Here is a 23,175-nt window from a genome sequence, read left to right on the forward strand (position 1 = left end):
GAGTCCCGATGGTTCAAAACATGACCTATGACGAACTCATTTTACGTATCATTATTTTATTGCGAGACGGAAAAATCAGGGATTTCAGAAGCGTTATTGATGAGCTGCAGCCCTATGATATGGCGTTTATTTTTAAAGAAATGCCGGAAAAACACCACGCCCGCTATTTATCTTATTTAACTGTAGATGATATTACTGATATGATCGGGGAGCTGGAACGCGAATTTCAGCTTGTCGTCTTAAATAAAGTCGGTAAAACAAGAGCAACACTGGCGATGAACAAAATGGACAACGATGATCTCGCTCAATTGCTTGAAGAAATGGACGAAGAACTGAAAGAACAGCTTTTGTCCAGCATGGAAGCGTCAGAGTCAAAAGCTGTGCAGCTTTTGATGAATTATCCGGCTGACTCAGCGGGACGCATGATGACAAACCGGTATGTGTGGATTCCTCAGCATTATACTGTTAAAGACGCGGTCGTCAAACTGAAAAGCTTTGCTGAAATCGCTGAATCGATCAACTACTTATATGTGATCAATGAAAGCAAACAGCTGGTGGGTGTCCTTTCCTACCGTGATTTAATTCTTGGCGAACCTGAAGAAAAGGTGCAGGATTTAATGTTTACCCGCGTTATTTCAGCAGGCGCTCTTCAGGATCAGGAAGAGGTTGCCCGTCTGATAGAACGTTACGATTTCTTGGCGATTCCGATTGTGGAAGAAAACAATGTGCTTGTCGGCATTGTAACGGTCGATGATATTATCGACGTCGTCATTCGGGAAGCTGATGAGGATTATGAGAAATTTGCCGCTTCCGGTAAAGACATCACTTTTGACACAAAGGCTTACGTCGCTGCATACCGGCGTCTGCCATGGCTGATTTTACTCTTGTTTATCGGACTGATTTCCGGAAGCATTATCAGTTATTTTGAAGATGCGCTGCAGCAGGTTGTCGCGCTGGCGTTTTTCATGCCGATGGTGTCAGGGATGACAGGAAATACAGGAACGCAATCACTCGCGGTTGTTATCCGAGGCTTGTCTAAAGAAGAAATGAACAAAAAAACGATTGTCCGCCTGATCCTTCGGGAGTTTAGAACAAGTATATATATCGGAGCGGTTTGTTCTGTTCTGATTGCGATTATCGCCATCTTATGGCAGGGGAACGCGCTTTTAGGATTTGTTGTCTCCTCTTCATTGCTCTTTACGTTAATTATCGGCACGATGTCAGGAACGATTATCCCTATTATTTTGCACAAACTGAAAGTAGACCCGGCAATCGCTTCAGGACCGCTGATTACAACGCTAAACGATATTTTGTCTTTATTAATTTATTTCGGCATTGCCACTGCATTCATACACTCATTATAAATGACAAAAGTCCGTCTCAATTGCGAGCCGGACTTTTGTCATTTACCTGTTTTTGTACCGAAAGTGAGCATTAAGCTGCCCCTCCAGCATTTTTTTCCGCACTTGCGGATCGTTTTTCAACATCTGTTCTTTTTTGCGCATATCCTTTAAAATCTCTGCCGTCTGTACGCCATCTTCACGTTTATTGGCAATATCCATCAGCCTCTCCACATCGGCAAAAGAATATTTTCTCGTGCCCCTTGAGGACCGCTGCGGATAAATGAGCTTCCGTTCCTCATAATACCTGATCTGTCTTACGGACAATCCTGTCAATTCACTCACAATTCCGATTGAAATCACTTTTTTGTCTTTATAAGAATGATCTTCTGTGGTCATTTTTCCACCCCTGGCTGTCTTTTGATAATAGTATATAAAAAACAAAGAGAAAAAACCTGACGCTTGTCATATTTTCTAACATCAAATAGAAGATTTTTGAAAAAACACGGCAGAAAAATTAACAAGAATAATGCATCACACACAAGCGCGTTTTATCCTTTATGTAACGAATAACTGAGGAGGAAGGATAATCATGGAGGAAGAAAAAGCAGTCTCACTGGCTAAGGAAATTATAGAATTGGATATCAAACGTGATGAAATGCTGGAGACGTTTATGCAGCTTGCCGGAGAACATGCTTTTCAACTATTGAGATCGGTGCAAAACGGACTGTACCGAAAATCTTCGTAAACATAAATTCTTTACATTAGATTCATACCACGTTCATGAAAATGAAGTATCTTGTGTATAGGATACCTCAAAATGAAGGAGGGCGCTATGAGTAATTTATTGAAATCCGCTTTAGAAAAAGAACGAAGCCATTATGCTGAAAAACTCTTTCAAATCGGAGTTTATAATAAAGAAGTCATGAACAAAATGACGATTTCCGAACTGCGAAAAGAATACGCGTATTTCTTCCGCAGCATTGTAAATGACAAAAAATATCCTTATACAAGATAATGTATAAGGATTTTTTGCTTTCAGAAGGAATCTCTCGAATTATAGCGAATACGTATAGTAAGGGACTGAACTCTTATTATATGTAAGGGTTTTCATTATTTTTTTATAAAAATCCTATATACGAGGTAGATATGATGAGATTATCGTTTAACGAAGAAGAAGTTGAGCGTGCGATGAATTTGTACAAAGTTTTTGCGAGGGCTTTCAAAAGTGTGTCCGAACATAGTATCCGTGACAGCAAAGAACACGGCTTTAATCCCACTGAATTTGCTGTACTGGAACTCCTGTACACAAGAGGCCCGCAAAAATTGCAGCAGATTGGGTCGAGACTTCTGCTTGTGAGCGGAAACGTCACATATGTGATTGACAAATTAGAAAGAAACGGGTTTTTAGTAAGGGAGCAGGACCCGAAAGATAAACGCTCCGTTTACGCCCATTTAACTGACAAGGGAAATGAGTATTTGGATAAAATTTATCCGATTCATGCACTGCGGATTGCGAGAGCATTTTCAGGCCTTTCGCCTGATGAACAGGATCAGCTGATTGTTCTGCTGAAAAAAGCAGGCATTCACAGCCAGCATTTGCTGTTTCGTTAACCATTCTGCACTCTCTGTTTCAGGAGAGTGTTTTTTTATGTCATATGATTGTTTTTAAAGCATCATCAATTTTCCGATCAGATATTTCAGCAAGATATCCATTGACATGTTTTTCATATTCTTTCACCTGTTCATTTGATTGAAAAAACGCCGCAATACGTTCTTCTGCTTTCTGCATGTCCCAGTTTCTCATATCTGTGACAAGCCCCCGTTCCTTTAGAAGGGTCAAATTCATTTCCTCCTGTCCCGGCAGCGCGTCATAAATAAATATCGGAAGCCGTTTCTGCAAGCATTCGCTGATGGTCACGCCACCGGGTTTTGTCATAATGCCTGACGCCTGCTCGTATAAAAGGTTTATCTCTGCTTTGCTGTGAAGATAGGGGATCGCCTCCATACAAGGGTGGCGCAAACTTTTGACGTAGCAGTAGAGCTTTTCGTTCCTGCCGCATAATATTTTGTATAAGATGTTTCCGCTTGGCGACAGGCACCGAATCCATTTTAAAATCCCCCCGACCCCCATACTGCCGCCTGTGACAATGATGGTATACGGCGGATGATGCTGACAGGTGTCTCTTGGTGCCATTTCAAACATCCCGTGAACGGGGATGCCGGTCAAGCATATATGTTTCTGGCTGATTCCTTCAGACACGAGCTGCCTCTTGACATCTATGATTGGAACAAAATGATAATCAATGTTTTCCCGCCCCCATAATTGATTCACAAAAAAATCAGTGTATACATTCACAATCCTCATATTCGGATATTCCGGCTTGAGCCGATTGAGCAGATAAGAAGGCAGCGCATGTATCGGGCTGTTTTTCTTGGAGAATATGCCTCATTTGTTGCGTGAACAGCCATTCGTACATGGTATAGCGCTTGTCATTCTCATATTTTCCGCAGGCGAGGAGCTTGTAAATACCGCTGTACGTTTTCGGGACATATTGAATCCACTTTAAATATGCTTCGGAGGACAGTTTTTCTAACCGTCTATACGCATGTGAAAAGATATCAATCTTCTCGGCAGCGAGACCTTGAGACTTCAATTCAGCCTGAAGGGCATCGGCGGCATGATGATGCCCTGTAGAAATGCTTAAAAAAGGGAAAATGAGAATGTCTTTCATGCCGGTCCTCCTTAAAAAATATGGCAACTATATTTTGAGGAGAACAATCGCAAAATATTAGGGTGTTTTTGATTATGAGGAAGGTGAAGAGATGAAAGCCTGTTTCCTTTCCATTTGGAGAGCGGTTGACCCGATTTATTTCTTTTTTTCAAGATTGACCCAGCTTGACAAAGATCGCAGCGTCTTTCGAGTCAGGCTGACGAAGTACAAAGGACATCATGTCGTGCTGAGCGACGGAACGCATATAAGAAAAAATGATGTGCTCGTTAAAATCCATTTGCATAACATCAAGCTGATCAGTGAGCTTCAAAGCATTGAAAGCGCAGTGAGAAAGGGGATCATTTTATACCAAAAAGTATATCAATCGATGCCAATGCTCTTGGAGTACATCAACAATCATAAAAAAAGTGAAAAAATCAGAGGAATCATTGGAATTACAATGCTTGACAAAGGAGTGGAAAGACTTGGCTTTGATGTGGTCACCCCGGTCAATCCTTTTTACCGACGCTTTAAAAAAATTTCCCATGTGCCGATTTTATATCTTACTTCAAAGCCAGTGAACTTACGCCATTTACCGAATTCATCCTATTTGTTTATATCAAAAGAAAAGCTTCAGAAAATCTATCAAAAAAAAGACTGATGCCATGGCCAGCACAGTCTTTTTTTGATTAAATTTGATGAAATGTCACTTCAGGGCGGCTTCCGACACGGATATTTACTCCGGTTTGTCCCAAGCCCTCACTGATATAAAACGGTTTATCGTAATGATAGTGAAGACCTTTAATCATGTTCATGCGCACGAGCTTGCCCATTTTCACCAAATGAAACGGTTTAGGCCAGTGAATTTGTCCGCCGTGAAAATGGCCTGAAAGCAGGTAATCATAATGAACATCCTTCATATCCAGAATAATGTTTGGGTCATGTGTTAATACAAGATCGTAGCCGTTTTCTAGATGTTTGTAAGAGTCGGTAATATTACTTCGGTTCGTGCTGTAATCATCAATGCCGATCATATTGACAGGCCCTGCAGCCGTCTCAATTCGAACATGTTCATTTTGCAGCGCAATACAGCCGTTTTCCTCTAGAACACGCTTTAATCTCTGAAAGTCCTTTTCTTTCAATACATAATCGTGGTTGCCAAACACCGCATACATTCCATATGCAGGCTTTAGTTGTTGCAATGCGTTTAAGTAACCCGCCAGCTTCGGGATATTACGTTTTCGATCCAGAAAATCCCCGGTAAGCGCGATGATGTCCACAGGCTGATTTTTTGTTAAACGATACAGCTCTTCAGGTGAAACAGAAATGTTTTCTAAGTGAAGATCTGATAAATGAAGGATATTTAATTTTTTTCTGGCTGGAAGACCGTCTTTTTGATCAATTGAGATGGTGTTGACCTTTACATCTTTTGTATTGCGGTTCGCTTTATATATAAATGGCACACATACGAGTATGGCCAATGAAAGTAAGATTGTAAACAAAATATATCCCCTCCCTCCTATCAGTATAGTAAGTGATCGAGCCTTATGGATAGCGGGAATTAATGGGTAAGAGACAGGTTGAAAAACGGATTGTTTTTGATGAATGATTTGGAATGGAAAAGGGATAATAAAATTTGACACATGAGGCAGAACATGCCGGATATGGTGTCAGAATAACAGATGGATGTGTAAGCGATGTTACGATTGATGAGACAATATAAAAAAGAAACATTTTATCTATGGGTCGCATTATTTCTTCTTTTGCTGTATGTATCCCCGCTTTTTATTTTAAAGGAAGATGCGCATATTCGCGTCCACGATAATTTAGATTCCAATATCGCTTGGTACAAAGTTTTGGCAGATAGCGGAGAAATCGTCGGCAAGGTTGACGCGGCGATTCCGCAAATCATTAACGGACTGCCGCGGGATGCCTTTGGCACCGAGTGGAGCGGTATTGTTTGGCTCCACGCTTTCTTTTCTTCCATGACCGCCTATGCATTAAGCCAGACAATTACAAGAGTTGTCGCTTTTTTTGGAATGTACATGCTGCTAAAGACACATGTGATTCCGGAGCCGAAAGCGGCTTTTATCCGCATTGGCGTATCACTGGCATTTGCCTTAACACCTTTTTGGCCTTCGGGAATGCTGAGTACGCTTGGATACCCTTTGGCATTATGGGCTTTTCTGAATATCCGTAAAGGGGATATCTCATGGAGAGAGTGGCTGACGCTCGGTTTGCTTCCTTTATATTCAAGCTTTGTCTTAGGCTTCTTCTTTTTCTTGGCGGGAATGGCGTGCCTTTGGCTGTATGATGCCATTACAAAAAAGAGATGGAACCTGATCTTTTTAGGCAGTATTGCATTTATGACGAGCATTTATCTTTTCGTTGAATATCGGCTTGTCTATTCGATGCTGTTTGAGCACGCACCGATGCATCGGATCGAATTTGTTTCATCTCGGCATGACGTTTGGCATTCTCTTCGTCTATCCGTAAAAAACTTTGTCTATGGCCATAATCATGTGATGACCGCTCATACCGCAGTCATTTTGCCGATCCTGCTTCTCGTATTTGCGGCTGTGCTTTTCAAGCGAAAACGGACAAAGCCGGAAAGTGTTTATCTGTTTTTATGTGTGCTTAATTATGGGCTGTCATTATGGTATGCGTTTTGGTTCAACAAAATATGGGCGGTGCCCAAGCAGAAATTTGCTTTTTTAGCTGAATTTAATTTTGCCCGTTTTCATTTTCTGCGGCCGCTAGTCATATACGTGAGCTTTGCGCTTGCTTTATATCTCATTTGGCGAATGGGAAGAGGGTGGAAATGGCTTGTATATGCTGCAGTCGCTGCACAGCTGATGGTGCTGGCGCCTTTTAATGAAGAATATACGTACGGCGTTCATTACAACGCGCCGACATTCAGGGAGTTTTATGCATCCGAGCAATTCAACGAGATTAAGAAATTCATCGGACGTCCGCAAGATTCGTACAGGGTGGCAAGTATCGGACTGCATCCGTCAATTGCCCAATATAACGGATTTTACACGTTAGACACGTATAACAATCTGTACCCGCTCTCATATAAATATGAATTTAGGAAAATCATCGAAAAAGAGCTGGAAAAAAACGCCCAGCTGAAACAATACTTTGATGAATGGGGCAGCCGCTGCTACCTTTTCGTCGATGAACTCGGTAAACGATATAATTTCAAAAAGAACTCGAAGAAAACGATCAACCACCTTCAATTAAATACAGATGTATTTAAAAAAATGGGCGGACGCTATATTTTCTCATCAGTTCCGATTAAGAACGCTGATCAAAACCATCTCGCACTCGTGAAGACGTTTGACCATAAAGATTCCGCCTGGCGCATTTATTTATATGAAACAAGATAAGGAGGATATTGATTGAAACAGTCGCAGCCCGTATTAACCATCGTCGTTCCGTGTTTCAATGAGGAGGAAGTGTTTCAAGAGACCAGCCGTCAGCTGACAGAGGTTGTAGACGGCTTAATTGCAGAAAAATTAATCGCTGAAGACAGTAAAATCCTGTTTGTCGATGATGGCAGCAAAGACCGCACCTGGGCTTTGATTGCCATGGAAAGCATAAGAAACAAGAAGGTAACCGGCTTAAAATTAGCCTGTAATGTCGGCCACCAAAAAGCGCTTTTAGCCGGACTGCATAAAGCAAAAAACAGATCAGACTGCGTCATTTCCATAGATGCCGATCTTCAGGATGACATTTCTGTGATCCGGGATTTTATTTTGAAATATCATGAAGGCTGCGAGATTGTTTACGGTGTGCGCCGCAGCAGAAAAACCGACACCTTTTTTAAGCGCACGACCGCTTTGGGGTTTTATCGCCTCATGAATAAGCTTGGGATTACATTAATTTATAACCATGCTGATTTTCGTTTAATGAATAAAAGATCGCTTGAAGAGCTCGCGCGCTATCCGGAAGCGAATCTGTTTTTAAGAGGCATCGTTCCCATGATCGGCTTTAGATCAGCCGAAGTCTTGTATGACCGCAAAGAACGCTTTGCCGGCAAAACGAAATATCCGTTGAAAAAAATGCTGTCATTTGCTTTTAACGGGATTACATCATTCAGTGTCGCGCCGATTCGCTTCTTTACGCTTTTAGGTTTTGTTTTATTTTTCCTCAGCGCTGTGGCGGGGATCGGCGCCTTTATTCAAAAGCTGCTTGGCTATACAAATGCAGGCTGGGCGTCGCTCATCATTTCCATTTGGTTTTTGGGCGGGCTGCAATTAATGGGAATCGGGATCATTGGAGAGTATATCGGGACGATTTTTTCCGAAGTGAAAAGACGCCCTAAATATGCAATTGATATCGATTTATATAATGAGCCGCTAAGCCCGCTCCAGCGCCAGGAAAAAGAGCGGTTAGAAAAAAAGTACAGTTAAACGGAAAAGAGCTGACGTCATTAGTCAGCTCTTTCGGCGTGGCAGCAAATCTGGCTTTTAATACTTACTCTTGGATGTAAGATCTGTCAAAACGCCACTCCATCACATGAAAAGTCAGCTCTTTTTCTTCAACTGATGCAAGATGGCGCTAAGAGGCTCGTCTTGCGGGTTGCGGTAAAAATCAAAAAATGGGCAGCCTTGCTTTTTAATCCGATCGATGACGGTATCGATTGTAAACATAGCGGGTGTTAAGGATGTTTGTACCTCGTGCCAATAGAGCGGTGCAGCGACAGTGCCAAGCTCGTTTCCTCTTGTCGAATAGGGACAGATAATCGTTTTTCCTTCAGCATGCTGCAAATAATCAAGATACAATTTGCCATGCCTGTTTTTGATCAAGCGTTCCGTTGTAAATAACTCGGGAAATGCATGAGTGCAGTACTCAGCGATCAGCTGTGTAAACTGGCGTGTTTCTCCATACGTAAAGGCCTCGGGGGACAAGGGAATATACAGCTGGATTCCCTTGTTGCCAGAAAGCTTCGGATACGATGCAATGCCGAAGGAGTCAAACAGCCGCTTCAGTTCATTCGCAGCCTGCACAGCCATGAGAAAGTCATCACGTGAAGGCGGGTCCAAATCAATGACAATCTCAGCCGGACGACTGCTTTTAATGGTTTGAAAAGGAACATGAAACTCCAAAGCAAGCTGGTTGGCAAGCCACAATAGTGTAGACATATCCTCGCAGACGATATGTTCATGGCTTCCGTCATAAAAAGATTGAACAAAATCCGGCGCGTAGTCCGGCTTGTTTTTTTGGAAAAACGATTCGCTCCTTGACCCATGAGGATAGCGGATGACGGTGACAGCACGGTTGTTCAGAAAGGGGAACAAATAGTCACTGGCTTCAATCATATACTGAATAAAATCTTCTTTTGTTTTTTTGTTCTTTTCAAATATGATTTTATCCAGGCTAGTGAACTGCAGCTTCGGGTGAACCGGTTTTGAGTGGCGTATGACTTGTGCATACGTGCATTCGGTCCAGTTCATTTGGAACTCGAAACCGACAAACGACACCTCTCTTAATGTGCCTTGGAGAATCGTTAAATATTGAACGATTGCACAAATTGATGGTTCAAGCGTAAATTCGCCTGAAGGTGTTTGATGTCCGTGCTGTTCCATAATATTGCGTATCGCGCTTTTTTCCTCATCGCGCATTCCGTGCGAGACAGAGGCAATCGGTGTCATGACACCGTTTTTCAACACAGACACCGTCAGAAATCCATTGTTGGGGTTGAACCCTGTTATACAAACATAAGCCTGTTTAAAATTTTTATATTTGAGCCAATCGGGCGACCGTTTCTTTTCGAGCCATTTGCTGGTTGTTTTCTTTGCTACAATTCCTTCTCCGTCATATTTCATGATCATCTTCCATAGCGAATCAAAATGATCACGACTGGGGATATATTGAATGGTTTCCTTTGCGTAAGGGTCGGGAGACGCAGGAAGATTTGCCGCGGATATGAGATCGTACAGCGTTTTTTTTCGGTCCAGATACGAAAGAGACGATATATCTGCTCCGTTTCGCTCTAACAGGTCAAAGGTCAGAAAGCAGCACGGCCGCGCGTTTGCCGATTCTTGAATCTTGTCCGGTCTTTTCAAACGCCCGCGCACTTGAAGGTGTTCAAAATCTCCGCGGTAAGGGTTCACCAAACATACGATTTCGCCATCGAGTGTCAGCGGAAGATCTTTTTCCATGTGCTGAAAGGCTGTTTTGGCGAATTGCGTGATTTCAGGGAAGGTGCTGTTAAGCTCCAAGCCATTTCTGCTGGTTAACGTCACACCCGCTGAATGGATGCGGAGAATACAGCGGTACCCGTCATATTTCACTTCATACCGCCATTCATTTCCTATTGGCGGTGACGAAGTAAGGACGGGCTGCATGGTAAACGCCATGGGCTATGACGTGCCGGAGGCTTTTTGTCTTGTCGTTTTTCGTTTTTTATCTCCGGCTCCTTTCGATTCAGCGGCTTGTGCCGGTGCTTCTGCCGGGGTTTCCCGGTTCGGCCTTCTGGTGCGGTCGATACTGGCTTGCAGGGCGCTGACCAGGTCGATGACATCTTCACGAGGAGGCGCTTTGTCAGGAGTGACGGCTGTTTCTTTATTTTCAAGCTTGTCGTTGACTCTTTGGAGCAGGGCGTGACGGTACGTGTCTTCATATTTTTCCGGCTCAAACTCAGTCGTCAGCTCATCTATTAATGTGATAGCGGTTTGCAGTTCCTTTTCGTTTACATTTGTTTGATCTGGTACACCCGGGACATGGGCAGCGCTTCTGACTTCATCCGGATAATGGATGGACTCCATCACAATGCAATTTTCATAAACGCGGAGAATGGCTAGCTGCTGCTTCGATCTGATCGTCATATTGGCGATGCCGATCTTTCCGGTTGAACGCAGTGCCTCACGCAGCAAAGTATAAGCTTTTGTGCCGTTATCTCCCGGTCCGACAAAGTAGGAGCGGTTAAAATAAATCGGGTCAATTTCCTGCAGCTGAACAAAATCAACAATTTCAACCGCTTTCTCTTCATGCTCCTGCTTTAAACTTTTTAAATCTTCGTCCGTCAGCACCACATATTTTCCTTTTACATATTCATATCCCTTCACAATTTCATCAGGACTGAGTGTTTGTTCGCAATTCGTGCAAATTTTTTCGTATTTGATCGGCGCGTGATCCTCTTTATGAAGGCTGCGCAGCTTAATGTCTTTATCTTCCGTGGCCGCATATAGCTTGATGGGGATATTAACTAATCCGAAACTGATCGATCCCTTCCACATTGTATGCATATTGATAAACCCCTTTTTTTCTTTAGTGTGGAGAGAAGGAGTATAATTCATGTGTAGTAACTTATGGGTGAAAAAACAGCCGTGCTGTTAATGCGGCGGCTGTTTCAGAAAGGATTGTTCGAGTTGTTCCGGCGGTATCGGTTTGCTGAAAAAGAAGCCCTGTAAATAATCACAGCCTTTTTCGTAAAGCAGCTGTCTTTGAGCTGAATTTTCCACACCTTCTGCAATCACCTGCAAAGACAGCTGATGGCCCATAGCAATAATCGCCCCGGTAATTTGCTCTGCTTTCGGATGGGTCTGAATATCGTCGATAAATGATTTGTCGATTTTTAGTCTGTGAATCGGGAAGTCCTTCAAATAGCTAAGAGAGCTGTGCCCCGTTCCAAAATCATCAATACTGATTCTGATTCCTAATTCCGTTAAGGACGACAAAACCTTCTTGGAGTGATCAAGATTGTCCATTGTCATGCTTTCTGTCACTTCTGCTTCAAGAAGCTGCGGAGGAAGCTGGTATTTTTCAAGCGTATCCTTGATCAGGGGGATCAAATCTTCGGATTGAAACTGTCTGGCGGAAATATTAATGGCGACAGACAGGTTATACCCTTTGTCATGCCAAGCTCTTGCCTGCTTGCATGCTTCATCTATAATCCACTTTCCGATATCAATAATGAGACCTGTTTCTTCAGCAACACTGATGAATTCTCCGGGCGGACACAGCTGTCCGTCGGGTGTGACAAGGCGTATCAGCGCTTCAACACCTGTCATTTTTTGGATTTTAGTGCTGAATTGCGGCTGATAATGCAGAACAAATCGATCGTTTTCGATTGCTTCCCTAAGTGCCATTTCTTGGTTAAGCTTGACGGTTTCTTTGTTGCCGATTGAAAAGGAATAGTATCTGTATTTGCTTTTGTTTCGTTCTTTAGCGGCATACATCGCCATATCAGCTTTTTTCATCAATTCAAGACCATCCGTCCCATCTTTCGGGGAAATCGCAATCCCGATGCTGACAGATGTGACAAGTGTGTGATCCTGTACTTTGAAAGGATTTTTGAATTTTTGGATAATTCTTCTTGCTAATGCATCGGCTTCGCCTGTTCCGCTGTTGGAGTCCGTTAATATAATAATAAATTCATCACCGCCAAGACGGGCGATAAATCCATTATCAGGGACAACAGATAACAGGCGTTTCGCCGCCAGCTGAAGCAGCTGATCGCCGACATTATGTCCTAATGCATCGTTAATCACTTTAAATCGGTTTAGATCCAGAAAGAATACAACAGTGTGATAATGTAAGGCATGCTCGCATTTCATCACCTCTGTTAAGTGAGAAATGGCATGCCTTCTGTTAGGTAAATCTGTCAGTGAGTCGTAATGAGCCATTCTATGGATTTCTTTTTCTGCTCTGTACTGCTTCGTCATGTCTTTGCAAATAACATAAATGCTGTCCAGCTTTTGATTGACCTCAACAGGGATAAGCGTCATATTTAAGTGAAACTGGCCTTTTTCAGTGATAAGATCGTTATCGCTGTTAATGGCTTGCTTCTCTTTTTTGACTTGCTCAAATAGACGCTGGATCTTATGAGATGTATAGTTTCTCCAATCCTGCATGCTAAAGCCGAATTTTGTGATCATATCCTCGCCGGCATGGTTGGATGATATAATCTCTCCTTCTAATGACAGAATGAAGATTGCATCTATATTGTGGACGATTAAAGATTGAAACCTCTGTTCGTTATCCTTTATGCGTTCGCTCTGTTTAATAAACTTCCGATCAGCATGGGAACTGAATAATAATAGCGTTTGTATACAGAAAATGATTAAAGTGACAAAAATAGACCAATGAAACGTATAGACCTCCATATGACTTTCTGATGGCGCCATGTCCTCGTGGAAAGATGCTGCCAACATCCCTGTGTAGTGCATGCCTGAAATTCCTGCACCCATTATAATCGAACTGATGACTTTATAGAGCATAAGATGATCGGAATGTTTTTTCAAAGCCAAGTCAAAGAATATTTTTAACGAGACGAAAGATGCCACGATCGCAATGATAATGGATACCGTAAATAGAAACGGTTCATATATAATCATTACCCGGGAAATGGCAGACATTCCGAGATAGTGCATAGATGCTATGGATGCGCCAAGCACAACTGATCCGATAAGCAGTCTGTAATATGTAAGAATGTGCCGGCTGACTAAATATAAAGATACAAAAGATCCAGACACAGCTGCTCCGATGGATGCAATTAAAGGCATGAATTCATATTGCATCGGCATTTCCATATCCGCGGCCATCATTCCCACAAAATGCATGGACCAAATACCGAATCCCATAATGAGTGAGCCGCCTATCAGCCAAATCTTGCTTTTTAAACCAGTATTAATCGTGACTTTCCATGACAGTTCAAGGGAAATGTACGATGCGGCGCAGGCAATAAGAATAGATAAACATATGAGCGTCGTATGATATGTAACGTGTATTTCCAAATGGAGATTCCCCCCGTGTCGTGTGTTCCAGTCTTGTTGACTCTCTTTATTATCGGATGCTTAACTGCTGAGTTTCAGCCTTTAAGATCATAGAGAAACGGTGAGATCTATTTTTAGTTCAGCTGACCGTGAAAAATGTGTTAAAATCATGTTGATGTTTGCTGATAAAACAAAATGCTTCTATATAAAGGTGGACAAGGGGAAGTGATGGCGATCGAAGAGCTGGTTATGTCATGGATTGAAGCATTTAAAAGCTTATCTTATTTAGGGATATTTCTAGCGCTCTGTATTGAGTTTATCCCTGCTGAAATCGTACTGCCGCTTGCGGGTTATTGGGTCTCTAAAGGTGATATGACACTTTTGGGCGTTGTTTTGGCTGGATCTCTTGGGGGAGTGGCCGGCCCGCTTACGCTGTATTGGATCGGCCGGTACGGAGGAAGGCCGTTTCTTGAACGTTTTGGAAAGTACCTCTTTATGAAGCCAGAGGCGCTCGATAGATCAGATGAATTTTTCAGAAAGCATGGGGGATTTGTAGCCTTCAGCGGCCGATTTTTGCCAGGCATCCGGACATTGATCTCCATACCGTGCGGAATTGCAAAAATGAACGTTTGGGTGTTTGCGCTTTATACGTTCATCGCCATGCTGCCGATTACATTTGTATATGTTTATCTCGGTGTGAAGCTCGGTGAAAACTGGAAGGAAGTCGGCTCTATTCTCGATCAATATATGCTTCCTATCGGGATAGCGATTTTGGCGCTGTTCGTGTTTTACTTACTGATGAAAAAGAGGAAAAAACGCACGAACTCCGAACAGTTGTCTGTATTTTTAAAAAATAAACGTTGACAAAAATTCGCGCCGCGCATATGATTGACGTATAAAATCATATTTCTTGAAATCCCAAAGGGGAGTAGCGTCCGGATTTGTTTCCGGAAACAAAGTCGTCATTTCATGGATTGCCATATCCATCGGCTTTGTTGGCATGCCTTGAATTCATGTCTAGCAAGACCTTTGCCTTATGTCGGCAAAGGTCTTTTTTGCATGGACCGGCCGGCATAAGATCGGATGAAGAAAAGAAAACAACTTTTTGGGAGGGTATCATTTATGGATGCAGCATTATTATTAGAGTATGGTTGGGTTCTTCTCGTCTTGATCGGTCTGGAAGGGATTTTAGCCGCCGATAACGCACTCGTTATGGCGGTGATGGTCAAACATTTGCCGGAGGAAAAAAGAAAAAAAGCGCTATTCTATGGATTGGCAGGGGCTTTTGTTCTGCGGTTTGGCTCTTTATTCGCCATTTCTTTTTTGGTCAACGTGTGGCAGGTTCAAGCGATTGGCGCTATCTATTTGCTGTATATCTCAGCAAGCCACTTATTGAAAAGATATGTATTTAAAAAGGAAGACACACATAAAGAGGCGAAACAAAGCGGTTTTTGGCCGACTGTTTTAAAAGTTGAGCTGGCAGATATCGCGTTTGCGGTTGATTCCATCTTAGCGGCAGTCGCACTGGCTGTGACGCTTCCCGGAACATCGCTTCCGAAGATCGGCGGACTTGACGGTGGACAATTTATCGTCATTTTGGCCGGAGGTATCATTGGCCTTGTGATCATGCGGTTTGCCGCTTCAATGTTTGTTAAGTTATTAAAGGAACGTCCAAGCCTAGAAACAGCTGCCTTCGTGATTGTCGGCTGGGTTGGAGTGAAGCTCGCTTTATATACACTTGCCCATCACGACATAGCGGTGGTTTCTGAGCACTTTATCCATTCGGGAACATGGAAGCTGATATTCTGGGGTGTCTTAGCGGCAATTGCGGTTTGCGGCTGGTTCATCTCAGGTGTAAAAAAACAGCCGGAGCGCACACAAAACAAACAAAATAACAGCCGGGAACGGGCGTAATCTGAAAGACACTGCATGAAAAGCAGTGTTTTTTTGTGTTTGAAACGTTTTCACAGGCGAAATAAAATAACATTTTTATAACAGCTTTGTTACAAAAAACATGTATAAAACCCCCTTAATTCTTTAGAAAGACACGAAATCATGTATAGGACGTCGGAATGGTTTGTCACAATTGAGACATTGGAAATCAATATTTCTTTTTCTCCTTTGCGATTCCCTATCAAATTAGCTATCATTAATGAGTAGTTATAGGGAGGAACTGAGGTGAAACCAGTGCTTAGCCTTTTGTTTAAATTTGGAAAAAAGAAGCAAACGCTTGAAACATCTGTTGAAAGTATACAAAAAGGCAATAAAGATCTGCAAAATGAATTAATACAGCAATATAAGCCATTTATCGCAAAGACGGTTTCATCCGTTTGTAAACGATATATAGATGAAAAAGACGATGAGTTCAGCATCGGACTGATCGCATTTAATGAAGCTATTGAAAAATACTCACCTGAAAAAGGCAATTCTCTGCTCGCATTTGCTGAGCTTATTATAAAAAGAAAAGTCATTGATTACATTAGAAAAGAAGCCAGAAGCGCACAAAATATCAATATCGATTTACAGGAAGGAGACGATCAGGAGTCATCACAAAGCCTGATTGAAGCCGAGCTTTCCATTGATGAATACCGCCGTCAGATTGAACAGGAGCAGAGACGGGAGGAAATCCTCTATTTTCAAAAGCAGCTCAAGGATTATGGTTTATCATTTAAAGAGCTGCTTGAAAATTCTCCAAAGCACACGGATGCAAGGCAAAACGCCATAAAGGTGGCAATGACGCTTGTTGAACATGAAGAATTGGCCGCTATCCTGTATACAAAGAAACAGCTTCCGGTCAAGCAGCTGGAGCAGCTTGTATCTGTAAGCCGAAAAACGATTGAGAGAAACAGGAAATATATTATTGCGATGTGTATTATCATTACGGGTGATTATATTTATTTAAAAGATTATCTTAAAGGGGTGCTGCACTCATGAGAAGAGGGATTATAGTAGAGAAAAATAGAAAATTCGTCACATTGCTGACCCCTGACGGACAATTTTTAAAAGCTAAAAATGATCGCCGCAGCTATGAAATCGGAGAAGAAATCATGCTTCCGAGTGAATCACGCATGGGCAGAAGGGCCAGCTTTTTTGATTTTTTAAAACTGCGCCCTTTCAAAATGGGGGTTTTTACGATGACTGCTATTATGCTTTTTATTTTTATAGTTCTCCCCATTTTTTCTAACAATAAGGCCTATGCGTATATGACAATTGATATCAATCCGAGCTTCGAAATGGCGTTAAACAGCGATTACGAAGTTATTGAACTGACGCCTTTAAACGATGAGGGAAAAAAGGTCGTAAATGATATAGATGATTGGGAGAAGACCGATTTTAAAAAGGTGATTGACGATATTATAACCGACTGCAATGAGCACGGATATGTTGAGAAATCGAAAGAAATATTGATTTCCACTGTTTATGAAAATACGGAAGACAATACATATAAGAAAGCTGTGAAAAAACAGCTGAATGACGTGACGGAAAAATATAAAACGACATACCGCATGGAATCTCTCGAGTCAGATATGCAAACGAGAGAAAAAGCAAAAAAAGAAGGCGTTTCAACAGGCAGCTACATCAAATCAAATGAAAAAAATGATGATAAAAAGTCAAAAGATGATTCCGGCAAACCATCCGGGGAAGAAGATCAAAAAGGTGCCGGAAATGAGGATGAAAACGTCGATCAAACCGACGGCCAGGACAGCAAGCAAGAGGACAATGAACAGCTGGATGATCCAGATACCGGAGACCAGAAAGAAGATGCAGCGGATGAGCAGACTGATGATAGTAACAAAGATCAAAATGTAAAGGAATCAGATGAAAACGAAAATACCGAAAAAGATGGGGATCATGAGCAACCCCCAACACAAGATCCTCAAGATAAAGGAAATGAAGACAACAGCGGTAAAAAAGGCCAAAGCCCGTATCACAGGGACTGGAATAACGGCGGAAGAGGCCAAGGCCAGTATCACAGGGACTGGAATAACGGTCAACAAGACAAACATCATAGCAGAGGCAACGCTTCTGACCGCCGTAATCCAAGCAGTGATAATCATTCAGCTCAAACTGAAGATTCGCCGAGTGACCCCGGCGAATAAATGACCTGAATTTATTTAGTTGTGCCATTTAATTGTGATTGGGCTTGCTGTACCAGCCGCTTTGTCATTTCCCCGCCTACAGAGCCGTTAGCGCGTGCAACTGTATCAGAACCAAGGTTTACACCGAATTCTTGAGCCACTTCGAGTTTAAACTGGTCTAGTGCCTGCTCCACTCCTGGAACAACGAGTTTATTTCTGCTCGCCATCTTTTTCATCTCCTTTTTCTATAAAGAAATTCTTAATGCGTATTTAGTTTGAAATATACGGGGGTGATTTATGCTGGCAATTGTTTGGAGAATAAGAAACCCCCGGCCTTGGGGCCGAGGGTGACACAGACTATAAAAAGTCTGCTGTCATTTGATGAGCGGTTGTCTGAATATGGAACGTCAAAATGGAGAGGACTGTAATGGCGATAATCTGTCTGATTTTAAGCCATTGGCTGTCATTCAGTACTTCAAAACGGTGATGGAGGCGTTCTGTCTCCTGTTCGACGATCTCCTGCAGGTTTGATTCTTTCATAGAAGGTGTTTCGTGGTGCTGGATGGCATCAAGCACATATGCACAGCTCTCATAATAAGCAATCGGGCTGATGACGTCATCAGATCTGTCTGAGATTGTGTTAAAGGCCGCTTTCAAAATAGCCCGTATGTGTTCAAAGTCATAAATGGATTTTAAATCACGTACAATTAAAAGAATAACTGCCTGTTCAACCGAATATTTTTTGCCCAGCTCAGGGTGTCCGATCAGATCCTTGATATCGCGCTTTACCCAGTTTTGAATTGCAGTTGATTTTAATGAAGTCAGCTCACATAAGTTGCCAAGCTCTACGATTTCGTTTGTAGAAAGACCGTATTCTTTTTTCTGTTTTTTTCGTTCGTATCTTGTAAGAAACTCAGGAATTTCAAGATGATTGGCTGCTTTTTCTGCTGACATGTTCGCTGATTGGACGAGAATGTCGAGCGGGCTATGTTCTCCTTGCCCTTTTAGGGAATAGAGCAGCCGCACCATATCGGTTCGAGAGAGCTTAAAAATGTTCATTGTTCACCTCTTTAAACAATTTGACGCGGATACAAGCTATGTATAAGTTCAAAATTGAAGCGTCTGCAATTTACATTAACATCATACGTCGAATTCCTTGCATTTTCAAACGTATGTTTTATAATTTGAATATACAGGTTCCTTTGAACTTAAAATAACGGAGGTTGCTATGGCGAAAAGAATTTTTCTGTTTATTTTAACGAATATTTTGGTGCTCACAACAATCGGGATTGTTTTGTCTGTTTTAAGCTCTGTTACTGGCGTCGGAACGTACTTTAAAGCTGATGGCGGTATCGACCCAATGGCGCTTCTAGTGTTCAGTTTAGTTGTTGGTTTTGTCGGTTCCTTTACGTCGCTTGCGATGTCCAGATGGATGGCAAAGACGATGATGGGCGTCAGAGTGCTGAATCCGAACAAACACACGCTCAGCTATGAGGAACAGCAATTGGTTGATCGTGTCCATCGATTAAGCCGCTCTGCCGGTTTAACAAAAATGCCGGAAGTAGGCATTTACCGTTCACCTGAAGTGAACGCATTTGCGACTGGACCGTCAAAACGCCGTTCCCTTGTCGCAGTATCGTCAGGACTGCTTGAGCAGATGGATGATGCGGCGGTTGAAGGTGTGCTTGCCCACGAGGTCGCGCATATCGCAAATGGTGATATGGTAACAATGACGCTTTTACAAGGTATTGTTAATACCTTTGTCGTCTTCTTATCGCGTATCGCCGCTTGGATTGCAAGCCGCTTTGTTAAAGAAGATCTAGCGCCGATCGTTCATTTTATTGCAATGATTGTTTTTCAGATTGTCTTTTCGATACTTGGCAGCCTGGTTGTGTTTGCGTACTCACGCCATCGTGAATTTCATGCTGACAGGGGCGGAGCGGATCTTGCCGGCAAGGATAAAATGATTCATGCGCTCCGGACGCTTAAAGGCTATTCTTCCCGGATTATGGAGGACGACCAGACCGCTGTCCAAACGTTAAAGATTAATGGCAAAAAGCGTTCTTCGCTTTTCTCTACACACCCTGACTTAGATGAGCGTATCAGACGGTTAGAAGCTAAATAATACAAACACATTGTCCCTCTGAGAATCCTCAGAGGTTTTTTTCTTTTATCCATTGACTAAAATAATAAAAAAATAAGCAAGTTAAGAAAATGTTTCGTAAAAGCCTTTAAAAATGAACCTAATATCTTTAGAATAATTACCGTACTTAAAAAGAGAGGCAGAAGGATTTTACATGAAATTTAAGCTTGGAAAATTGATACAGGCACTATCACCAGCCCAGCTGATTGCATTATATTATTTTCTTGCGGTTACAGTGGCCGTAATATTGCTGAGTTTGCCGGCAGCCCATAAACCGGGGGCGGAGTGGACGTTTATTGATGCGCTGTTTACGGCTGTCAGTTCAGTCAGCGTGACGGGGCTGACGGTCGTTGATACAGCTGATACTTTCAGCACAACAGGCATCTTTATACTGGCATTTGTTCTGCAATTTGGCGGAATCGGGATTATGACGCTCGGGACGTTCATTTGGCTGATCATGGGAAAACGAATCGGGCTGAAAGAACGGAAATTGATTATGGTTGATCAAAACCAATCTCAGTTTTCAGGAATTGTCAATCTCATGAAGCAGGTTCTTTTTCTGATTTTGTGGATTGAATTTTTTGGCGGGCTTATACTTGGCACCTATTTTTTAACCTACTTTGATTCCTTTCAGGAAGCTTATTTACATGGGTTTTTTGCCAGTATCAGCGCAACCACAAATGGCGGATTTGATATAACCGGCAGATCTATGATTCCATTCCGTCACGATTATTTTGTGCAGTTTATTACAATGCTTTTAATTGTATTTGGAGCAATTGGGTTTCCTGTGCTTGTCGAAGTAAAGGATTTCTTGTTTTCAAAGCATCGCAGATACCCGTTTACACTTTTTACGAAAATCACCACGATCACATTCGGTTCACTCGTTTTATTTGGGGCCATCGGCATTTATGCTCTGGAAGCAAACCACGCGTTTGCGGGTAAGTCATGGCATGATATTTTGTTTCTGTCCCTGTTTCAATCGACGGCTACCCGGAGCGGGGGGCTGGCAACCATTGATATCAGCCAATTATCAGGTCCGACAATCTTTTTTATTTGCGCGCTGATGTTTATCGGAGCGTCGCCAAGCTCAGTCGGGGGAGGCATACGGACAACGACGTTCGCCTTAAACCTTCTTGCGCTGTTTCATTTTGCACGCGGCAATAAAGCCGTAAAGGTATTCAAACGTGAGCTGCATCCTGCCGATCTGATGAAATCGCTTGTTGTCACGATGATGGCGATTCTGCTCGTTTTTGGCGCGACACTTATCCTGACCATTACAGAAAAGCATTCCCTGACGGAGCTTTTGTTTGAAGTGTGCTCGGCATTCGGTACAACCGGGCTTTCACTTGGGATTACTGCCGATTTAAGCAACGTTGGAAAATGCGTCATCATGATTGTCATGTTTATCGGGCGAATCGGTATTCTGACCTTCCTGTATTTGATCGGCAGAAAGGAAATTGAAGCGAATTATCATTATCCGAAGGAAAGAGTGATTATTGGATAGAAAAAACACCGCGCGTTTTGCGGTGTTTTTTGATTGCCAAAAAAAAGAAGTGTGGTGCCCGTTTCTGTTGGAGAACCTAACATCAACAGGTGCAGTGTAACGCTCCTGCATCTTGGCGAAATAAAAACTGGCGAGGAGGATTTCTATGAAGCGCAAAGCTGAAGTAAATGAAGCCATTAAAAATAACAATACACCTACAGAGAGCATGGACCCAAATTCATATAAGACACAATATCATGACGACCCGAATTTTAGGGGGGCAAACCGCAATTCCAAGCAGGGTCAGCAAGGAGGCATGTAATGGTGAAGAAAAACCGTCATAGCCGTGACATGCAAAATCATAAAAAGCCTATGAATAAGGAAGTGCTGGAGGAAGAATTCTCAAGTGAATTTGGGGATTACAATGCCGGAAAGATCATCGAAACGCTGGAAGTCACAAAGCCTGACAAGAATAAAGAGAAAAAACAAAAATAAAAAAACCTCTTAGGCGGTGTTCCGCTTAAGAGGTCCTTTTCTATTTTAAATAAGCATTTTTGCCCGTCCCTTTGACAAATTGCAATAGACTGGTCATTCTCAGCTCAATGAAAGGCTGAGCAACGGTCTTAACAAAGTTGCTGGAGAGGACTGATGTCAGGGCTGCTGTTAACAGTAAGAGAATGACTAAGCTGTGATAGTCAGTAAGCACATCTTCAAGCCCAACCTGTCTCAGCGTTTTAATAATAAACCCGTGAAGCAAATACACGTAAAATGTCCGGGTTCCCCATTTGGTAAAGAAATACCGTTTTTGCGGAACGAGCGCTAAAAAGCCGAAGGTTGCCGCAAAGGCGAGAACATACCAGCCGATTCGGGAAAGTCCGCTTGCCAAGGTAACGTCTCCAAATGAAGAATACGGTTTTGAGCCAAACAGAAATGAATAGTCGAAGTCAATGCCCCAGCAGATGACGAATACGGCGGCAAGCACCCCGAGTGCAATTTGTTTGCCTCGTTTTGATCTCAATAAATCAAAATGATGTTTATTTAAATAAAATCCGACAAGGAACATCGGTAAGAATACAAATGTCCGCGACAAGCTCAGCGTGTTGCTTACAAAGTCGAGATAGCCGATCAGCACGGCGATTCCGCAGCTGACAAACAGCGCCCACAGCTTTGGAAGCTTTGAAAAAGGATAAAGCAGCAGGTTCCAAAAGAATAAGCTTACGAGAAACCATAACGACCATTGCGGATCAATCGGATTCACATTTGCCATGCTTTCGTCTTGCATCAAGTAATAAAAGACGGAATAGATGATTTGGAAAATCAAATACGGAATAATCAGCTTAGCCGCCAGCTTTTTTACATATCCAGGGCGTTTATAGCCTTTCGCAAAATAACCGGATACAAGAATAAAGGCAGGCATGTGGAATGTGTAAATGAACTTGTAGAGGTAAAGCATAAAGTGATTATCATTAATAAAGGAACGAAGAATATGGCCGAATACAACAAGGAATATCAATAAGAATTTTGCATTATCAAAATAACTGTCCCGCGATTTATTCATAGCATCACCTTCTCTTTCATCAGTCACTAAGAGATTATTCCCTGCTGGTATATATTTTAAAATATAAAATGAAAAAGGAATCGGAAAAAACGCTGATTGTTAGGACGATGTAAAGTGAAGGTAAGGAAAGTAG

At 42.3% G+C, this 23,175-nt stretch carries 23 protein-coding genes and 1 pseudogene; 15 read left to right on the forward strand and 9 right to left on the reverse strand.

From position 1 onward, the window contains the following. Positions 1–8: 8 nt before the first annotated feature. Positions 9–1,364, forward strand: coding sequence for a magnesium transporter (gene mgtE, locus G4P54_RS07000; protein WP_024716325.1), 1,356 nt, complete (start codon positions 9–11; stop codon positions 1,362–1,364). 42 nt (positions 1,365–1,406) lie between these two features. On the opposite strand, the gene G4P54_RS07005 is transcribed toward mgtE, so the two are convergent. Continuing rightward, the gene (locus tag G4P54_RS07005; RefSeq protein ID WP_003232541.1) at positions 1,407–1,739 is read right to left on the reverse strand and encodes a MerR family transcriptional regulator; all 333 of its coding nucleotides are present in this window, start codon (positions 1,737–1,739) and stop codon (positions 1,407–1,409) included. Positions 1,740–1,932: 193 nt separating this feature from the next. On the opposite strand from G4P54_RS07005, the gene G4P54_RS07010 reads away from it, so the two are divergent. The 3 genes from G4P54_RS07010 (at position 1,933) to G4P54_RS07020 (ending at position 2,954) form a co-directional block, all read left to right on the forward strand. Next, entirely contained in the window at positions 1,933–2,088 is a 156-nt protein-coding gene (locus G4P54_RS07010; protein WP_003218545.1) for a hypothetical protein, read from the forward strand. A gap of 87 nt (positions 2,089–2,175) precedes the next feature. Then, positions 2,176–2,358 (forward strand): hypothetical protein, encoded by a 183-nt coding sequence (locus tag G4P54_RS07015; RefSeq protein ID WP_024716324.1) that lies wholly within the window; start codon positions 2,176–2,178, stop codon positions 2,356–2,358. 131 nt (positions 2,359–2,489) lie between these two features. After that, positions 2,490–2,954 carry a MarR family winged helix-turn-helix transcriptional regulator gene (locus G4P54_RS07020; RefSeq protein ID WP_081719939.1) on the forward strand — a complete coding sequence of 155 codons (465 nt, stop codon included), beginning with the start codon at positions 2,490–2,492 and terminating at the stop codon, positions 2,952–2,954. A 40-nt stretch (positions 2,955–2,994) separates the two neighbouring features. Here G4P54_RS07020 and G4P54_RS07025 read toward each other — a convergent pair. Further along, positions 2,995–4,075: pseudogene (locus G4P54_RS07025) on the reverse strand (MGDG synthase family glycosyltransferase). 91 nt (positions 4,076–4,166) lie between these two features. Here G4P54_RS07025 and G4P54_RS07030 point away from each other — a divergent pair. Then, the gene (locus tag G4P54_RS07030; protein ID WP_167872208.1) at positions 4,167–4,715 is read left to right on the forward strand and encodes a YkoP family protein; all 549 of its coding nucleotides are present in this window, start codon (positions 4,167–4,169) and stop codon (positions 4,713–4,715) included. Between the two features lie 28 nt (positions 4,716–4,743). Here G4P54_RS07030 and G4P54_RS07035 read toward each other — a convergent pair whose 3' ends face one another. Beyond that, positions 4,744–5,556, reverse strand: a complete 813-nt coding sequence (locus tag G4P54_RS07035) for a metallophosphoesterase (RefSeq protein ID WP_167872209.1) — start codon at positions 5,554–5,556, stop codon at positions 4,744–4,746. A 195-nt stretch (positions 5,557–5,751) separates the two neighbouring features. Here G4P54_RS07035 and G4P54_RS07040 point away from each other — a divergent pair, with 195 nt between their 5' ends. Together G4P54_RS07040 and G4P54_RS07045 are read left to right on the forward strand one after the other, a co-directional pair. After that, the gene (locus G4P54_RS07040) at positions 5,752–7,446 is read left to right on the forward strand and encodes a DUF6044 family protein (RefSeq protein WP_167872210.1); all 1,695 of its coding nucleotides are present in this window, start codon (positions 5,752–5,754) and stop codon (positions 7,444–7,446) included. Between the two features lie 12 nt (positions 7,447–7,458). Next, positions 7,459–8,472, forward strand: coding sequence for a glycosyltransferase family 2 protein (locus G4P54_RS07045; RefSeq protein WP_167872211.1), 1,014 nt, complete (start codon positions 7,459–7,461; stop codon positions 8,470–8,472). A gap of 114 nt (positions 8,473–8,586) precedes the next feature. Here the strand turns inward: G4P54_RS07045 and G4P54_RS07050 are convergent, their stop codons facing one another. The 3 genes from G4P54_RS07050 to G4P54_RS07060 all read right to left on the reverse strand — a co-directional run bounded on the left by G4P54_RS07050 (position 8,587) and on the right by G4P54_RS07060 (position 13,800). Beyond that, complete coding sequence (locus tag G4P54_RS07050; protein ID WP_167872212.1) at positions 8,587–10,422, reverse strand: DNA ligase D; 1,836 nt, start codon at positions 10,420–10,422, stop codon at positions 8,587–8,589. Between the two features lie 3 nt (positions 10,423–10,425). Beyond that, positions 10,426–11,310, reverse strand: coding sequence for a non-homologous end joining protein Ku (ku, locus tag G4P54_RS07055; RefSeq protein ID WP_476693167.1), 885 nt, complete (start codon positions 11,308–11,310; stop codon positions 10,426–10,428). 87 nt (positions 11,311–11,397) lie between these two features. Further along, positions 11,398–13,800 (reverse strand): EAL domain-containing protein, encoded by a 2,403-nt coding sequence (locus tag G4P54_RS07060; RefSeq protein ID WP_167872214.1) that lies wholly within the window; start codon positions 13,798–13,800, stop codon positions 11,398–11,400. A gap of 174 nt (positions 13,801–13,974) precedes the next feature. Here G4P54_RS07060 and G4P54_RS07065 point away from each other — a divergent pair, with 174 nt between their 5' ends. From G4P54_RS07065 to G4P54_RS07080, 4 genes are all read left to right on the forward strand, one after another. Further along, positions 13,975–14,643, forward strand: coding sequence for a DedA family protein (locus tag G4P54_RS07065; RefSeq protein WP_081719937.1), 669 nt, complete (start codon positions 13,975–13,977; stop codon positions 14,641–14,643). A gap of 258 nt (positions 14,644–14,901) precedes the next feature. Then, complete coding sequence (locus tag G4P54_RS07070; RefSeq protein WP_167872215.1) at positions 14,902–15,693, forward strand: TerC family protein; 792 nt, start codon at positions 14,902–14,904, stop codon at positions 15,691–15,693. Between the two features lie 264 nt (positions 15,694–15,957). Then, positions 15,958–16,713, forward strand: coding sequence for an RNA polymerase sigma factor SigI (gene sigI, locus G4P54_RS07075; protein WP_024716313.1), 756 nt, complete (start codon positions 15,958–15,960; stop codon positions 16,711–16,713). Further along, positions 16,710–17,879, forward strand: a complete 1,170-nt coding sequence (locus G4P54_RS07080; protein WP_167872216.1) for an anti-sigma-I factor RsgI family protein — start codon at positions 16,710–16,712, stop codon at positions 17,877–17,879. Before sigI ends, G4P54_RS07080 begins: the two co-directional genes overlap by 4 nt. Before the next feature lie 11 nt (positions 17,880–17,890). On the opposite strand, the gene sspD is transcribed toward G4P54_RS07080, so the two are convergent. Both sspD and htpK read right to left on the reverse strand, forming a co-directional pair. Continuing rightward, complete coding sequence (gene sspD / locus G4P54_RS07085) at positions 17,891–18,085, reverse strand: acid-soluble spore protein SspD (protein ID WP_003218568.1); 195 nt, start codon at positions 18,083–18,085, stop codon at positions 17,891–17,893. Between the two features lie 130 nt (positions 18,086–18,215). Continuing rightward, positions 18,216–18,917, reverse strand: coding sequence for a transcriptional regulator HtpK (gene htpK / locus G4P54_RS07090; protein ID WP_024716311.1), 702 nt, complete (start codon positions 18,915–18,917; stop codon positions 18,216–18,218). A gap of 169 nt (positions 18,918–19,086) precedes the next feature. On the opposite strand from htpK, the gene htpX reads away from it, so the two are divergent. From htpX to G4P54_RS07110, 4 genes are all read left to right on the forward strand, one after another. After that, a complete protein-coding gene (gene htpX, locus G4P54_RS07095; protein ID WP_167872217.1) occupies positions 19,087–19,983 on the forward strand; it encodes a protease HtpX in 897 nt (298 codons plus the stop codon). 172 nt (positions 19,984–20,155) lie between these two features. Beyond that, complete coding sequence (ktrD, locus tag G4P54_RS07100) at positions 20,156–21,505, forward strand: Ktr system potassium transporter KtrD (RefSeq protein ID WP_024716309.1); 1,350 nt, start codon at positions 20,156–20,158, stop codon at positions 21,503–21,505. Positions 21,506–21,650: 145 nt separating this feature from the next. Beyond that, complete coding sequence (locus G4P54_RS07105) at positions 21,651–21,806, forward strand: protein YkzP (RefSeq protein ID WP_003232510.1); 156 nt, start codon at positions 21,651–21,653, stop codon at positions 21,804–21,806. Positions 21,807–21,808: 2 nt separating this feature from the next. Next, positions 21,809–21,979, forward strand: a complete 171-nt coding sequence (locus tag G4P54_RS07110; protein WP_032682215.1) for a hypothetical protein — start codon at positions 21,809–21,811, stop codon at positions 21,977–21,979. 40 nt (positions 21,980–22,019) lie between these two features. Here G4P54_RS07110 and G4P54_RS07115 read toward each other — a convergent pair whose 3' ends face one another. Continuing rightward, entirely contained in the window at positions 22,020–23,042 is a 1,023-nt protein-coding gene (locus tag G4P54_RS07115) for an acyltransferase family protein (protein ID WP_167872218.1), read from the reverse strand. Between the last annotated feature and the right edge of the window lie 133 nt (positions 23,043–23,175).

The organism is Bacillus tequilensis (genome assembly GCF_012225885.1).
Classification (GTDB): Bacteria; Bacillota; Bacilli; order Bacillales; family Bacillaceae; genus Bacillus; species Bacillus tequilensis.